The 14,807-nt window shown below is 62.3% G+C and carries 15 protein-coding genes; 9 read left to right on the plus strand and 6 right to left on the minus strand.

Features of this window, described 5'->3' with window-relative positions; translation table 11 throughout:
* Nucleotides 1-190 (plus strand): hypothetical protein (locus C7I85_RS31385; protein WP_210203070.1); only part of this gene is annotated, 190 nt, incomplete at its 5' end.
* 523 nt (nt 191-713) lie between these two features.
* Here C7I85_RS31385 and C7I85_RS23350 read toward each other — a convergent pair.
* From C7I85_RS23350 to C7I85_RS23360, 3 genes are all read right to left on the minus strand, one after another.
* Complete coding sequence (locus C7I85_RS23350; protein ID WP_106726421.1) at nt 714-2,285, minus strand: GMC family oxidoreductase; 1,572 nt, start codon at nt 2,283-2,285, stop codon at nt 714-716.
* A gap of 45 nt (nt 2,286-2,330) precedes the next feature.
* Nucleotides 2,331-2,861 carry a Twin-arginine translocation pathway signal gene (locus C7I85_RS23355; protein WP_106726422.1) on the minus strand — a complete coding sequence of 177 codons (531 nt, stop codon included), beginning with the start codon at nt 2,859-2,861 and terminating at the stop codon, nt 2,331-2,333.
* Between the two features lie 78 nt (nt 2,862-2,939).
* Nucleotides 2,940-3,335: a VOC family protein gene (locus tag C7I85_RS23360; RefSeq protein WP_106726423.1), complete on the minus strand. Its 396-nt coding sequence runs from the start codon at nt 3,333-3,335 to the stop codon at nt 2,940-2,942.
* Between the two features lie 247 nt (nt 3,336-3,582).
* On the opposite strand from C7I85_RS23360, the gene C7I85_RS23365 reads away from it, so the two are divergent.
* Nucleotides 3,583-3,903 carry a ribbon-helix-helix domain-containing protein gene (locus tag C7I85_RS23365; RefSeq protein WP_106726424.1) on the plus strand — a complete coding sequence of 107 codons (321 nt, stop codon included), beginning with the start codon at nt 3,583-3,585 and terminating at the stop codon, nt 3,901-3,903.
* Nucleotides 3,904-3,988: 85 nt separating this feature from the next.
* Here the strand turns inward: C7I85_RS23365 and C7I85_RS23370 are convergent, their stop codons facing one another.
* From C7I85_RS23370 to C7I85_RS23380, 3 genes are all read right to left on the minus strand, one after another.
* The gene (locus C7I85_RS23370; protein WP_106726425.1) at nt 3,989-5,539 is read right to left on the minus strand and encodes an acetolactate synthase large subunit; all 1,551 of its coding nucleotides are present in this window, start codon (nt 5,537-5,539) and stop codon (nt 3,989-3,991) included.
* A 71-nt stretch (nt 5,540-5,610) separates the two neighbouring features.
* Nucleotides 5,611-6,804: an acyl-CoA dehydrogenase gene (locus tag C7I85_RS23375; protein WP_106726426.1), complete on the minus strand. Its 1,194-nt coding sequence runs from the start codon at nt 6,802-6,804 to the stop codon at nt 5,611-5,613.
* Nucleotides 6,805-6,944: 140 nt separating this feature from the next.
* Entirely contained in the window at nt 6,945-7,529 is a 585-nt protein-coding gene (locus C7I85_RS23380; RefSeq protein ID WP_106726427.1) for a cupin domain-containing protein, read from the minus strand.
* 226 nt (nt 7,530-7,755) lie between these two features.
* Here C7I85_RS23380 and C7I85_RS23385 point away from each other — a divergent pair, with 226 nt between their 5' ends.
* From C7I85_RS23385 to C7I85_RS23415, 7 genes are all read left to right on the plus strand, one after another.
* Nucleotides 7,756-8,547: an IclR family transcriptional regulator gene (locus tag C7I85_RS23385; protein ID WP_106726428.1), complete on the plus strand. Its 792-nt coding sequence runs from the start codon at nt 7,756-7,758 to the stop codon at nt 8,545-8,547.
* Nucleotides 8,544-10,271 carry a hypothetical protein gene (locus C7I85_RS23390; protein ID WP_106726429.1) on the plus strand — a complete coding sequence of 576 codons (1,728 nt, stop codon included), beginning with the start codon at nt 8,544-8,546 and terminating at the stop codon, nt 10,269-10,271. The genes C7I85_RS23385 and C7I85_RS23390 overlap by 4 nt, the downstream gene beginning before the upstream one ends.
* On the plus strand, nt 10,268-10,996 hold the full coding sequence (locus C7I85_RS23395) for a hypothetical protein (RefSeq protein WP_106726430.1): 729 nt from the start codon (nt 10,268-10,270) through the stop codon (nt 10,994-10,996). The genes C7I85_RS23390 and C7I85_RS23395 overlap by 4 nt, the downstream gene beginning before the upstream one ends.
* Complete coding sequence (locus C7I85_RS23400) at nt 10,993-11,964, plus strand: dipeptidase (protein WP_106726431.1); 972 nt, start codon at nt 10,993-10,995, stop codon at nt 11,962-11,964. Before C7I85_RS23395 ends, C7I85_RS23400 begins: the two co-directional genes overlap by 4 nt.
* A 95-nt stretch (nt 11,965-12,059) precedes the next feature.
* Nucleotides 12,060-12,908 (plus strand): ABC transporter permease, encoded by an 849-nt coding sequence (locus C7I85_RS23405; protein ID WP_106726504.1) that lies wholly within the window; start codon nt 12,060-12,062, stop codon nt 12,906-12,908.
* A 2-nt stretch (nt 12,909-12,910) separates the two neighbouring features.
* On the plus strand, nt 12,911-13,702 hold the full coding sequence (locus C7I85_RS23410; RefSeq protein WP_106726432.1) for an ABC transporter permease: 792 nt from the start codon (nt 12,911-12,913) through the stop codon (nt 13,700-13,702).
* 40 nt (nt 13,703-13,742) lie between these two features.
* The gene (locus tag C7I85_RS23415) at nt 13,743-14,804 is read left to right on the plus strand and encodes an ABC transporter ATP-binding protein (RefSeq protein WP_106726433.1); all 1,062 of its coding nucleotides are present in this window, start codon (nt 13,743-13,745) and stop codon (nt 14,802-14,804) included.
* Nucleotides 14,805-14,807 lie beyond the last annotated feature (3 nt).

A 14,807-nucleotide genomic window follows, 5' to 3' on the forward strand; every position in this document is an offset into this window, starting at 1 on the left:
CTTTCTTCTATCTTCAGTTTTCAAAGAACAGACATCGTCAGACACGATGTCGCGGCCCGCCTTCACTCTAGCTCCAGGGGCCATCCGAGGTCGCTCACGCGGCTCGCTTGATTTCGTCAACCAGGGCTTCTCAGAAGCGAACTTCCTCGCCGCCAGCGGCGCACCGCCCTCGTTGTCGAGGCGTATATAGGCCCCACCCTCCCAAACTGTCAACGCCAATTTGCACCCCGTTTGAACTTTTTACGACACAAACCACCAAACCCCGCAGATCCCTGCGGAAGGTCGAGCGCCGCGCCTCCCGGATTCCAGACCCGCCCCTGATCCCGCACCCAGCGGACACCCAAAGAAGCCCAAACAGGACCGGAATCAGGCCCCAAAGCCCGACTCGCCACCCTCCCCGCGCGGGTTTCTTTGCAATCCATCCGAAATGCCGGCGCCGAAACGGCGGAAACACGCCAGGAACGCGGAGCACGCCTTCGGCCAACTTCTTTATAGCGACGCCGATTCCCGCAGAATCGCCGAAGAAAGCCCATCTTTCGGTTCTGGAGCCCCGACCGATTCTGCAACGCAGGCTGCACGGCAGCCCCGCCCCGCTCGATTCGCTTCCAGTGCGAGTCGGGAATCGCCGGCTATCCGAGAAACCAACGATCCGGACACCCAAACAAAAAGGGGACCGCATCGCGGTCCCCCGGAAACACCGTCGACCAATCGACTCAAATGTTTCTGGCCGACATCTCCTTTTCGATGAAGTCCGCCTGCCGGATTGCCAGCGAGACAATCGTCAGCGTCGGGTTCTCGGCGCCGCCGGTCGTGAACTGGCTGCCATCAGACACGAACAGGTTTTTGATGTCGTGCGCCTGGCCGTGCTTGTTGACCACGCCGTCCTGCGGCTTCTCGCTCATCCGGTTGGTACCGAGGTTGTGCGTTGACGGATAGGGCGGCGTCGGGAAGGTGCGGGTCGCCCCGACAGCATCATAAAGGGCCTGCCCTTGCTTGTAGGCATGGTTGCGCATGGCCGTGTCGTTCTCGTGGTCATCGAAATGGACGTCGGCGATCGGCATGCCGTGCTCGTCCTTTTGCTCTTTGTGCAGCGTGACGCGGTTCTCTTCGCGCGGCATGTCCTCACCGACGATCCAGATCCCGGCCATATGATCGTAATGGTCGAGCGCGGTGGTAAACGACCGGCCCCAGGCGCCGGGGTCGAGGAAGGCGGCCATAAAGGGCAGGCCGAGCGACAGGGTCTCGAACTCGTAGCCGCCAAAGAAGCCGCGCGAGGGATCGTTGCGGGCCTCATCTTGGATGACGCCGGCCATCGTCGTGCCGCGGTACATGTGCACCGGCTTGTCGAAAATGGCGTAGACCGAGCCCGTGGTGTGGCGCATGTAGTTCCTGCCGACCTGCCCCGAGGAGTTTGCCAGTCCGTGAGGGAACTTGCTCGATTCGGAATTCAGCAGCAGGCGCGGGCTCTCGATCGAGTTGCCGGCAATAGCGACGATGCGAGCCTTCTGCTCCTGCATCTTGCCGTCCTTATCTACATAGACGACGCCGGTGACCTTGCCCTTCGCATTGTGGTTGATCTTGATCGCCATGGAGTTCGGCCGCACCTCCAGGTGCCCGGTGGCCTCGCCCTTGGGAATTTCGGTGTAGAGCGTCGACCATTTGGCGCCCCATTTGCAGCCCTGGAAGCAGAAGCCGGTCTGCTGGCAGAAGTTGCGGTCGTCGCGCGGCTGGGAGTTGATCGCCATGCGGCCGGTCGAGCACTCCTTGTAGCCGAGCTTGTCGGCTCCGGCCTTTAACACCTTGAAGTTGTTATTGCCGGGTAGGCCGGGAATGCCATTGGTGCGGGTCACCCCCATCCTGTCCTCGGCTTTGGCATAGTAGGGCTCCATCTCGGCAAGCGTGATCGGCCAGTCGAGCAGGCTGGCACCCTCGATCTTTCCATAGGTCGAAAGCGTCTTGAACTCGTGTTCCTGGAAGCGCAGCGACGCGCCAGCCCAATGAGCCGTCGAGCCGCCGACCGCCTTGACGATCCAGGCCGGCAGATTGGGGAAGTCCTTGGCCACGCGCCAGTCGCCGGAAGCGATGCGCTTGTCCTTCCAGGCGAGCTGGGCGAAGGACGCCCACTCGTCATTGACGAAATCCTCATATTCGTAGCGGCCGCCCGCCTCGAGGATGACGACATCTATACCCTTCTGGGCAAGCTCGTTGCCCAGAGTGCCGCCGCCCGCACCCGAGCCGACGATCACGACGACCTCGCTGTTGTTCAGGTCAAATGGTGCTGCCATGGTTTCCTCCCATGAATTCCGTTCGGGGGCTGGCGGCCTAGCCGCTTAGAGCCACTCGATGTCGTCGAAGCCGCGGTGGATGTAGCCGCCCTTGGAGTAGGACTCGCCTTCGTAGCCGAAGATCGGCCAGATCTCCTTCTGGTTATAGAGATCGACCACGAGCCCACTGCGGATTGCCTGGAAGAACGGAGTTGTTTCGACCTGCTTCAGCAGAGCGACGCGCTGATCTTCCCAGCCTAAACCGCGATAGCCGCCGGCGCCGGCGCGCTGGTCGAGATCGGCGACGCCGGCCTCGATCATCTGCTTATGAGAGGGTTCCTTGCCAGCCTGGACGTCATGGGTTTTGACGGCGATCGCATAATATTTGTCGGCCAGCTGATCGTGCGGGTAGATGTCGCGCGCCATCTGAATGAGCGTCGCCATGGTCTCGGGCTTCAGCGCCGAGGTTTCCAGGCCCCAGGCGTATTCGGGGCTGATGACTGCGCTGCCCGATATCACCAGCAGCATGCCGACGCCGCCGCGCTTCAGCAATTCCCGCCGCGAAAGCCCCGGCTTTCCATCGTAAATCGTGACCATCTTTTCCTCCCTGCTGGCTATGCGCCCCTGCCGGGCGCAGTTGCTGGCGCCGTGCATTCCGCGCGGCCGCATGACCTCCTATTTGTACCGGCCTCGACGCTGGAGAACCTCGATCTTGTAGCCGTCCGGGTCCTCAATGAAGAAGAAGCGGGCGAGTGGCGCGCCGTCGTGCTCCATCCCGACGATCTTTTTCGGATTGAGGCCCAGCGCGCTGAGGCGGTCGCGCTCACTTTCGAGATCGGCGACCGACACCGCCAGGTGCCCATATCCGTCACCGAGCACATAGGGCTCCTCGCGCCCCTTGTTGATGGTCAGTTCGACCTCGAACTCGCTTTCGGGATTGCTGAGATAGACAAGCGTAAAGGTCTCGAAATCGAGCCGGTCGGCGATCTCGAGGCCAAAGGCCTTGTTATAGAAATCAATCGAGCGGGCCTCGTTGAGAACCCGGATCATTGAGTGAATCGCCTTCGCCAAATCGGACTCCGTCAAACACGCATTTTATTATGAGCGCTGCAGAAAAAAGGTGGTGGCAGCCGGTTACCACGTGCAAATCCATGCACATGCTAGAGGGGGCAGAGAGCCGGGCATTTGCCGAAGGAGCTAAGGACCAAAGTTCGATTGCCGCGGCGAGGTTTTGATCCGAAGATGCCTACGGGGGCAGACGGCGGGCGTCACCAGACCCCTCCGGCCTTCCTGCCCAACAACAACGGGAGGTCGCAATATGTGCAGGGTATTCGCCGGACAAAATCCGGAAGGCTACCGTCAGATCAACCGGTCGATCCGCATCGCCGGACATTCAACGAGCATCCAGCTTGAGGCGACGTTCTGGGAACTGCTAGACGAGATCGCTGACAGCCAGGGGCTGACGACGCCGAAGTTCATCTCCAAGCTTTATGACGAGGCAATCGAGATCAACGGCGTGATCCCGAACTTCGCATCCATGCTGCGCACGATCTGCGCGCTCTATCTGCGCGGCCATCAGCCCAGCGCAGAGGAAAAGCAGGCTCTCAAGCGCGAAGCCGCCCGAAGCCTCCTGCAATGAGCCTGCGAAGCAAAGTGCCCGCGCCAACGGGCACACGCTCGGCATTAAAATAAATGCGTAGCTCAAAAGCTCTGGATGAAACCCCTCAAATCCGAGCTTCGATCAGGAACGGCCCCTTGCGCGACAGGGCCGCGTCGAACAGATCGGTGAACTGCTCGATCGTATCGGCACGCGCCGCTTCCACGCCCATGCCGCGCGCCAGCGAGCACCAGTCGAGTTCCGGAGAATCGAGATCGAGCATGCGGCGCGCGTTGCGGCCGAAATTGTTGACGCCGACATTCCGCATCTCGCCCTGAAGGATCGCATAGGCGCGGTTGGACAGGATGACGGTCACGACGTCCAGGTTTTCGCGCGCCTGCGTCCACAGGCCTTGCACCGTATACATGCCGCTGCCGTCGGCCTGCATGGCGATAATCTTGCGGTCCGGGCAGGCGACGCCGGCACCAACCGCCAGCGGGATGCCCTCGCCGATGGCGCCGCCGGTGAGCGGGATGTGGTCGTGCGGGGTGAGGCCCGGCGCAAGGGCTGCCAGCCGGCCGCCGGAGGTGATCGATTCCTCGCAGATGATGGCGTTGTCAGGCAAAGCGCGGGCGACAGCTATTGAGATGCTGTCGGCGTTGAGCGCGCCAGTGGGCACCGCGATATCGCGCTGCGCAAAACGGCTGGGCACGAAGGGCGAATCCTTGCGCAGTCCGATCTCTTCGGCGAGAGCGCCAAGCGCCTCAGCCAGATCGTTCTCATGCCCGGCCAGTTCGATAATCTCGCAACCGGGTTGCAGCATGGTGCTCGGCTTACCGGGATAGGCGAAGAAGCCGACCGGCTGCTTGCCACCGACGCAAATCGCCACCTCGAATTCTCGCAGCGCCTCCACCGCCTGGTCGACATTATAGGGCACCGGCCGCGCCGCGACCCGCCCTGCCCCACGCTCGGTGCGGTCGGAAGTCTGTGAGAACAGTGCAGCGCCGGTCGCGGCAGAGATGCGGCCGGCTGTCTCCAGCGCGTTGGCACGCAACGCCCGGCCAGCAAGGATGATGACGGTGCGCTTGCCACTACGCAGGGCCGCAGCGGCAGCGGACAGGGCAGCGCCCGAAATCGCAGGGCGTGCGGGAAGCACCACCGACGATAGCGCCTCGGGCGCAACCTCGCCCCATGCAGCGTCGGCCGGCAGGATCATGGTGGAAACGCCGCGTCGCATCAGAGATTCAATATAGGCCTCTTCCGTCTTGGTCCGGACATCGGCCGAACCGTCAATGCGACCGACCCAATGCGACATAGGACGTGCGAGGCTTTCGATATCGCTGGTCAGCGGCGCGTCATATTGCAGGTGATAACTGGCGTGGTCGCCCACAACATTGACCATCGGCGTACGTGCGCGCCGGGCGTTGTGCAGATTGGCAAGGCCGTTGGCGAGTCCTGGACCGGTGTGCAGCAGCGTTGCGGCCGGCTTGTCGGCCATGCGGGCATAGCCGTCGGCGGCACCGGTCACCACACCTTCGGAAAGGCCCAGCACACAACGCATCTCGGGCTTGCGGTCCAGTGCGGCCACGAAGTGCATTTCCGAGGTGCCGGGATTGGCGAAGCAGACGTCGACGCCATTGACCAGCAATACGTCGCAAAGCATGTCGGCGCCGTTCATGTCGCGCTCTTTCCTGTCATGATTGATGGCAATAAGACCGACGACGCGAAAACGCCGCCGGTAAGGTTCGCTTAGAAGAATGCCTGGATGCCGGTCTGGGCGCGGCCGAGGATCAGCGCGTGCACGTCGTGCGTGCCCTCATAGGTGTTGACCGTCTCCAGGTTCTGCGCGTGGCGCATGACGTGGTAGCCAATCTGGATGCCGTTGCCGCCATGCATGTCGCGGGCCTGGCGGGCGATGTCGAGCGCCTTGCCGCAGTTGTTGCGCTTGACGAGAGAGATCATCTCGGGCGCGAATTTGTGCTCGTCCATCAGCCGGCCGACGCGCAACGAGCCCTGCAGGCCGAGCGCGATCTCGGTCTGCATGTCGGCGAGCTTCTTCTGGTACAGTTGCGTCGCCGCCAGCGGCTTGCCGAACTGCTTGCGGTCGAGGCCGTACTGCCGCGCCCGGTGCCAGCAGTCTTCAGCCGCGCCCAGCACGCCCCAGGAAATGCCGTAGCGGGCGCGGTTGAGACAGCCGAACGGCCCCTTGAGGCCCGAGACGTTGGGCAGCAGCGCGTCCTCGCCGACCTCAACGCCGTCCATGACGATCTCGCCGGTGATCGAGGCACGGAGCGACAGCTTGCCGGCGATCTTCGGCGCCGACAGCCCCTTCATGCCCTTGTCGAGGACAAAGCCGCGGATGACGTCCTTGCCGTCCTCGCCCTTGAGCTTGGCCCAGACCACGAACACGTCGGCGATCGGCGCGTTGGAGATCCACATCTTGGAGCCGGAGATCCTGTAGCCGCTGGCGGTCTTTTCGGCGCGCGTCTTCATGCCGGCCGGGTCGGAGCCGGCATCCGGCTCGGTCAGGCCAAAGCAGCCGATCCACTCGCCCGAGGCCAGCTTGGGCAGGTACTTCTTCCGCTGTTCCTCCGAGCCATAGGCGTAGATCGGATACATGACCAGCGACGACTGCACGCTCATCATCGAGCGGTAGCCGGAATCGACGCGCTCGACCTCGCGCGCGATCAGGCCGTAGGTGACGTAGTTGGCGCCGAGCCCGCCATACTCCTCCGGCACGGTGACGCCGAGCAGGCCCGCCTCGCCCATCTCGCGGAAAATCGCCGGATCGGTCTTCTCGTCGAGATAGGCCTCCTCGATGCGCGGCGCCAGCTTGTCGGCGGCAAACGCGGCGGCCGCGTCGCGGATCAGGCGCTCGTCCTCGGTCAGCTGACCGTCGAGCAGGAAGGGATCATCCCAGACGAAGCTGGCTTTATCGCTCATCGGTCATTCCTCCTCATACGCAAATGCGCCTTGTTTGAGCTTCTACAATATTGGCCTTCCCGCATGGCGATGATCACCCTAGGGAATGATGGATCGCCCATATCATTGCTCATTATCTTGAGCAATACGCGACCGCAGCTTTAGAGGTAGGGCGGCGTGCAGCCTGAGATCACGACGGTGCGCTTGTCGGAGATATTCCGGAAGCGATGCGGAATGCGGCTGTCAAACAGATAGGCTTCGCCGGCCTTCAACACGCGCACCTCATTACCGACCGTCACTTCCAACTCGCCCTCGACGACGAAGCCACCTTCGGAAGACGCGTGCTGCAGCAGCGTCTCGCCAGTATCGGCTTGCGGTTCGTAGACCTCGTGCAGCATCTGGAGATTGTGGCCGCGTGCGTCACCGATCTGCCGAAACACCATACGCCCCAAGCCGTCACCGATCGAGTTGGCAGCAACTTTTGAAGTCAGATCAACAAGTTGATCCGAATTGAAGAACGGCCCCGCAAGCGGCCTCCGTTCGGGCTCGAAGAAGTCGGCCATGCTGACGCCAAGCCCGCTCAGAATCTTGCGCAGCGTCGAGATCGAAGGACTGACCTTGTTCTTCTCGACGTTCGAAATCTGCGCATGCGGGACGCCCGCACGGTCCGCCAGCTGGCGCTGCGATAGGCCCGCGGCGCTCCGCATCGCATTCAAACGTGCCCCGATGTCGAATTGATCGCCCACTTTGCCAGCCTCGCCCGAACCATATGCTTCCGAAGCGGCCGCGCGTTCAACTTCAACTTCGCAGACAGCGCTCCCTCAGCCATGGCTATTATTTTAGCCGCAAAATCGCCAATAGAGCGATCGAAAACGGCAAGTCCCGAAAAAATTATCGCCTGCGATTCCAATCGGATGCCGCCAATTTCCGGCCGGCAAACAGGCATGGGTCCGTCCAAGCTAGTTGACAGCTTTGGACGTCAGCGGAATTATATTCGGCATGGATACAGAATATTCAAATAGAATACAAGAGCAAAGCGGCGTCCGTCCCCTCTCCACCGTCATCAAGACGCTGGCCGTGCTCGACGTTCTTGCATCCAGCTCGCGCGGCATGCGGCTGCCCGAAGTGGCTATCGCCATGAACCTGTCGCGCCCAACCGCATATCAGCGGCTGCTCACCCTCATCGAGGCCGGCTGGGTCGAACAGGACGAGGAGATGCGCTATCGCCTGTCCATGCATGCCTGCCGCTTCGCCGCCGCGGCACTTGAACAGGCCGATCTCGGCGCGCGCGTGCAACCGGTGCTGGAAGCTCTGGTGGCAAGGGTAAAGGAAACCGCCTCCGTCGCGGTGCTTGACCGGGGGCTGCCCTTTGTCGTCGCCCGCGTCGATTCGGAAAGCCTGCTGCGCGCCGAGCAAAAGATCGGCACTACCTTCGAGTTGGAGGGCTCGGCCTCGGGCCGCATCCTCACCGCCTTCGCCGATGACAACACGCTGGCCCGGCTGCGCGAGGGGGGCGCCAAGCTCGCGTCCGAAAATACCCTCGCCGAGGCCCGCGCCAGCGGCTACGCCGTCTCCAGCGGCTACACGCACAGTGGTGTCATCGCTATCGCCGCGCCAATCTTCGACATCCGAGGCAAGTGCTTTGCCACGCTGTCGCTCGTCATGCCCGAGACGCGTTTCGAGCTCGAGAAATTCAAGCAACCGCTGCTCGACGCCGCGGCTGAGATTACCAGCATTCAGCAAGGGGGACCTTCGGTGAGATGACCATCGCGCCGCACGATCCATTACCTATCGGCGATCAGCCCTTACCAAGCCTTCGTCCCGGCACGCAGGTGATGCGGCCGGAACGCCTCGCTGCTATCCAGCCCTCGCGCCTCAGCGGCTCCCGCGCCTTTATGAACAAGATGCTGCGCGAGCGCTGGGACATTTCCATCGAGCGCTTCGACATCGATGCCAATTCAGAGGGCACGGTCGTCTACTCCATCAAGGCACCAACGATGGAGTTTAGCTTTATCGGCTTTTCTCGCCCGCCGAGCCGCACAGCGCGCACGGGCCGCATCATCGGCCGGGCCTGGGATATGATGGGCACGCTGATCGAGGGCGCCGCCACCGAAGTCGACGTCGAGTCGGCGCGGGAAGAGCTGCCGAAGCTCTACAACGGCCGCGCAATGCCCAATACGCTGATCTGGTGCCGGTCGAACCGCTCCATGCGCGTGTTCGATCAAACGCTGGATGCGCTGGCGGAAGGCCGGCAGCCATCGGTCGAGGACCTTTCAAAGGTCTGCTACCTGATGCGCAACACCGGCCTGGACGGCAACGGCACCTTCGGCACCCGATCCTTCCCTTCGTTGGGCCGCGAACATCCCCTGGGCGGTGTGCTGCAGGCACAGCTTCTCACCGCCTATATGATGCGCGAATATTCCTGCGATCTGGTAGAGCATCTCGCCAGACTGAAGTCGGACAAGGCGGTGTCGCTCGACCCGGCCATCCGCCGCTATCTCGGCGTCGGTAACGGCTCGGCTCTCGGGCTGATCTTCTTCATTCATCGCCACCCGCGACTGATCGACAAGTGGATCGGCGCGCGTGAGGCTATCATCGCCAAGGCCTGCGGCTTGCAGGTCGAAGCAGGCGATGCGCACATCCGGCATCTGCAGGAACTGGTGCGCACGGCGATCACCTTCCGCAAGCAGGATCGCATGCTCTATGAGGCCTTCACCTCGAGCGACGAGGTCGCGGCCGATCTAGAGCAGGCTGCTTCCGCCCTCTCCGAATTGCATGATAAGGGCACGCTGGACGGACAGAAACATACCTATCCGCTCGATGTACTGATGAAGCGCTTCGAGCAAGCAGCCAAGCCGGAATCCGTTGAGACGCTGCTGTCGCTGCTGATCGAGCTGCTGCCCGAAGAGGCGGACGAAATGTTCGCTGGCATCGATGCCCCGGACGAATTCACCGTCTCGCCTGCAGAGACCATCGAAAGCCTCGCCGCCATCCTGCACGAGGAATACGACTGGGCGCTCGCCGCCGACATGGCTTCACCGGATGCCTACAAATATGTCTGGTATAAGTCCGAGACGGCCGAGGAGCCGCGTCGAGGCGCACGCGAGGAAGTGCCGGAAGCGCTAGACCTCGGCCTCGATATCTGCGGCGGCGTGCAGGCGCTGATGGCCGACATCACGGCCGAAGCGCCCGCCATGACCGTGGCGCGCTTCCTGCTAAAACACCCGCAGCATCGCTATCTGGTTGCGCGCATCCAGTGCCTGCGCGGACGCGCCTATCACACTCCGCGCGCGAACATCAACGCGGAAACCTTCATCCCTATCGACCTCGTTCGGCTGATGAATTGCGGCATCCACGGCATCGACAAGACGCGCGATTTCCTCAACCGCAATCTGCGCGGCGTGCTCTACCACGGGGCGCCGACCCGGGACGACATCCGCTCGGGCTATTCCGGCACATGGTTTTACCCCGCGGAGCCTGTTCAATGACTGCATCCTCGCCTGAGCATTTCCTGCGCGTGATGCCGCGGGAAATGCGCCTCATGTCCGAGCGCATCTTTTCCATGACCGGCCAGCCCAAGGGCTTTTTCCTCGCCGTGCAGGACATGGTGATGTATTCGCAAAAGTTAGGCCTCGGCGGCTTCGCGCTGCTGGAAAAGCGTTTCGAGAGCCTGCGCAACGCGCGCCCGGAAAAGACAACCGTGCTCTCCGAACAGGGCAGCGCAATGCGCTTCGACGGTGGCGGCCAGCACGCCTGGTTCGTGCTGCCGGCGTTGATCGACCTGCTCGGTGAACTCGCCGCTCGCTTCGGTGAAGCTGAGATCACTGTCGTTAACGTTGTCGATCCTGACGAACTCAAGATCGCAACCGGGCTTGGCGGGCGCACCGGCCTGGCCGTGACCTTCGAAGATCGCGCCACGTTCCGCGTAAAGCCACGGCCGATCATTGGCGCTGTCAAACACGACGACCCGCTCCTATGGGACGTACTGGAGAACGGCCTGCAGATCGAAGCCGAACTGTGGTGGCGCATCTACTATCTGGCCAAGAAGGCACTAGCGCCCGACAGCGTCGTTTCGCGCCGCCACGCCGGCCCTATGATCGTCAACCCGGACGGCACGGTGATCGGTCGCAAGGACAATGACGACGACACCGATATCAGCTTCCTGATGAAGCCGCGCGCGCTCGAGACCCAAACGGAAAGCACGAATTCATGATCATCGACGGTTTGCAGTGCGGTCACTTCGACCGCGAGGCCTTTCAGTCCCTTCAGAAGGCCGGCGTTGGCGGCGTGGTCGTAACCTGCGGCTTCTGGGAAGGCGCGGTGGAATCCCTGGACTCGCTTGGCCGCTGGCGCGACCTGGTGCGCGAAAACGCGGACGTGGCGGAGATTGCCACCACTTCGGAGGCTGTCGACCGCATCGGCCGTTCAGGCAAGGTGGCCGTGATCCTAGGCTACCAGAACGCCAATCTGTTCGAAGGCCGCATCCGCTTTGTGGAGCTTTTCGCGGAGCTCGGCGTCCGCGTCGTCCAGCTCACCTACAACAACCAAAACGAGCTCGCGGGAAGCTGCTACGAGGCCGAGGATTCCGGCCTTGCGCGCTTCGGTAAGGAAGTGGTGCGCGAGATGAACGCGGCCGGAATCTTAGTGGATTGCAGCCATGTCGGCGATCGCTCCACGCTCGATGCGATCGAGGCTTCGTCCAAACCCATTGCCGTCACCCATGCCAATGCGCGCTCGCTGTTCGACCATAAGCGCAACAAGTCCGACGACGTGCTGAAGGCGCTCGGCCAGACCGGGGGCGTGATCGGCTGCGCGGCCTATCGCAACATCACCGGCGACGAATACTGCAAGTCCATCGAGGCCTGGTGCACTATGGTTGCCCGCACGGTCGAGATCGCCGGCGTCGATTCGGTTGCCATCGGCACCGACCGCAGCCACAACTTCACCGCGCCCGACTACGCCTGGATGCGCCAGGGCCGCTGGACGCGCGGGGTGGACTACGGCGCCAGCGCCGCGGGCCGGCCGCTCAAGGCGCCTCCGCCGGACTGGTTCCAGAAGGTCGATGACCTCAGCGTCGTCCCCGGTGGCCTGCGTGCCGTCGGCTTCTCCGACGACGAGGTCGCCAAGATCACCCACGGCAATTGGCTGCGTCTCTACGAGGCAACCTTCCGCAAGCAGTGAGAGATTCATAAGGGTCGCCGAACGCTTCGAGGAGTGAGCGGCGTGAGTATGGCCGGTGTCTCACCTGACATGGGCCGATGTACAAGGGGTATGCGATGGGTAATTGCATCGCCAGACTGACGGAACGGAAGAACCTGTGGCCCTGGCTGCTGCTTGCGCCGCTGGCAATCTACATGGCCGTGTTCTTCCTCGTTCCGCTGATCGACGTTGCGATCATGAGCGTGACCGAGCCGCGGCCGACGCTTGCCAACTACCAGCGCGTGCTGACAGGCTCGCTCTACCTTCGCGTTTTCCTCAACACCTTCATCACGGCGGCGACAGTCACCTTCGCCTGCCTGCTGGTCGGCTATCCGCTGGCCTATCTGATGGCCAACAGCAAGCCGCGTACGGCAACCCTGATCCTGCTTCTGGTGACGATGAGCTTCTGGACCAGCTTCCTGGTGCGCACTTATGCCTGGATGGTTCTGCTCGGCAACAACGGCCCGATCGTCTGGCTGTTGCAGACGCTGGGCGTGCAACAACCGCCGCAGCTTCTATTCACCCGCTTCTCCTCGACGCTGGCGATGGTGCACATCCTCGCGCCCTACATGGTGATGAACATCTATTCGGTGATGCGCAAGATCGACCCGGTGCTGATCCGCTCGGCCGAAAGCCTAGGCGCGAAGGGGCTGGCGCTGTTCCGCCACGTCTACCTGCCGCTGACGGCACCCGGTATCGCCAATGGTTCAGTGCTGGTGTTCGTCATCTGTCTCGGCTTCTACGTCACGCCCGTGCTGCTCGGCTCACCACGTGAACAGATGGTGGCTGGCCTTATAGGCAACCAGATCGACGAGTTTCTCGCCTTCGGCATGGGCTCGGCCATGGCCATGGTGCTGCTGGTTGTGACGCTGGCGATCCTCACAATCTACCACCGCCGCTTCGGCCTCGACAAACTTTGGGGTTGATCATGAACCGCTTCCTGCGCTGGCTCGGCATCGCGGTTGCGATCTTCATCGCCGCCCCGCTGGTGATCGTCGTTCCGATGTCGTTTTCGAATGCGCGTTCGCTGCAGTTCCCGCCGCCCGGCTACTGGCTGGGCTACTACCAGGCCTATTTCACCGACTGGAGCTGGCTGCGGCCGACCTGGAACAGCATCCTGATCGCCAGCGCCACCACCATGCTAACGATGGTTCTGGTGGTGCCGGCGACCTTTGCGCTGGTGCGCCATCGTTTCCGTGGCAAGGGCATCGCCGATCTGATGATGCTGATGCCGCTGGCGGTGCCACATATCGTCATGGCCGTGGGCTATTATTCCTATTTCGGCAGCTTCGGCATCGTGCATACACATCTTGGCGTCATCCTCGCACATACCTGCCTTTCCGTGCCGATCGCTTTCCTGGTGTTGTCGGCCAACCTCAAGGGCTTCGACCGCACGCTGGAGCGCGCCGCGCTGAGCCTTGGAGCGAGCCCAACGCGCACCTTCATCCACATCACGCTACCGATCCTCCGGCCGGGGCTGATCATCAGCGCACTGTTCGCCTTCATCCAGTCCTTCGACGAGACGGTCGTCGCAATCTTCATCTCGGGTCGCGACGCCGAAACGCTGCCGCGCAAGATGTTCGACAGCATCCGGCAGGAGGCCGACCCGGTCATCGCGGTGATCTCGACGCTGCTATTCGCGGCCGTGATCCTCGGAGTGACCGTGCCGCTGGTGGTCGCGCACATCCGCAACAAACAAGCGCGCCTCGCCGCTGCTTGACCAAGCCGGCGCGCCTCACGGCGCTGCCACAGGAGTTTCCATGAGCCATTTGAAACTATCCGGCATTTCGAAATCCTACGGGCAATTCAACGCCCTCGAAGCGGTCGACCTCGACATCGCCAAGGGCGAGTTCGTCACCTTCCTTGGCCCCAGCGGCTCGGGCAAGACGACGACGCTGATGATCATCGCCGGCTTCGAAAGCGCAACTTCCGGACAGGTGGAGATCGAGAATAAATCGCTGTTCGGCCTTGCACCTTACCAGCGCAACATCGGTATCGTGTTCCAGAACTACGGTCTGTTCCCACACAAGACGGCGGCGCAGAATGTCTATTTCCCGCTGCAGATGCGTGGGGTGAAAAAGGCCGAGGGACTACGCAAGGCCGAGGAGATGCTGGAACTCGTCGGCCTGAAAGGCTTCGGCCATCGCCATCCCAAGGAGCTTTCTGGCGGCCAGCAGCAGCGTGTTGCGCTGGCGCGCGCGCTCGTCTTCGAGCCCTCGCTGCTGCTGCTCGACGAGCCGCTCGGTGCACTCGACAAGAACCTGCGCGAACAGATGCAGATCGAGATCAAGCGCATCCAGCGCGCGCTCGGCGTCACCACCATATTCGTCACCCACGACCAGTCCGAAGCGATGTCGATGTCGGACCGCATCGTGGTGTTCGAGAAGGGCCGCATCCAGCAGGTCGCAACTCCGCTCGAACTCTATCACAGGCCGCAGACGCGCTTTGTGGCCAGCTTCATCGGCGAGAGCAACCTGATCGATGTGAAGATCACCGATGCCGCGAAGCGCGAGGCGCGCAACGATGCCATCGGCGCGATCCAATATGCGCCGAGCAACCGCCCTCCGACGGGATCGGAAGCCACGCTGATGATCCGTCCCGAGAATATCAAGCTTTCACGCAATCCGGTCGAAGGCCGCCACAATGTGCGCATGAAGGTCGAGACGATTATCAACTACGGCGACAACGCTCTGGTGGTCGGCAAAGTCGGCGAACAGATGATGCGCGTGCGGGTCCTCGGCGCGGACGTCGTGATCATCAAGGAAGGCGAGGAGTGCTGCATAAGCTGGCTGCATGACTCCGTCTATCTGATCGCCAAGTGACGC

It is taken from the genome of Pseudaminobacter soli (ex Li et al. 2025), from assembly GCF_003012705.1.
In the GTDB taxonomy this organism is placed as follows: Bacteria; Pseudomonadota; Alphaproteobacteria; order Rhizobiales; family Rhizobiaceae; genus Pseudaminobacter; species Pseudaminobacter soli.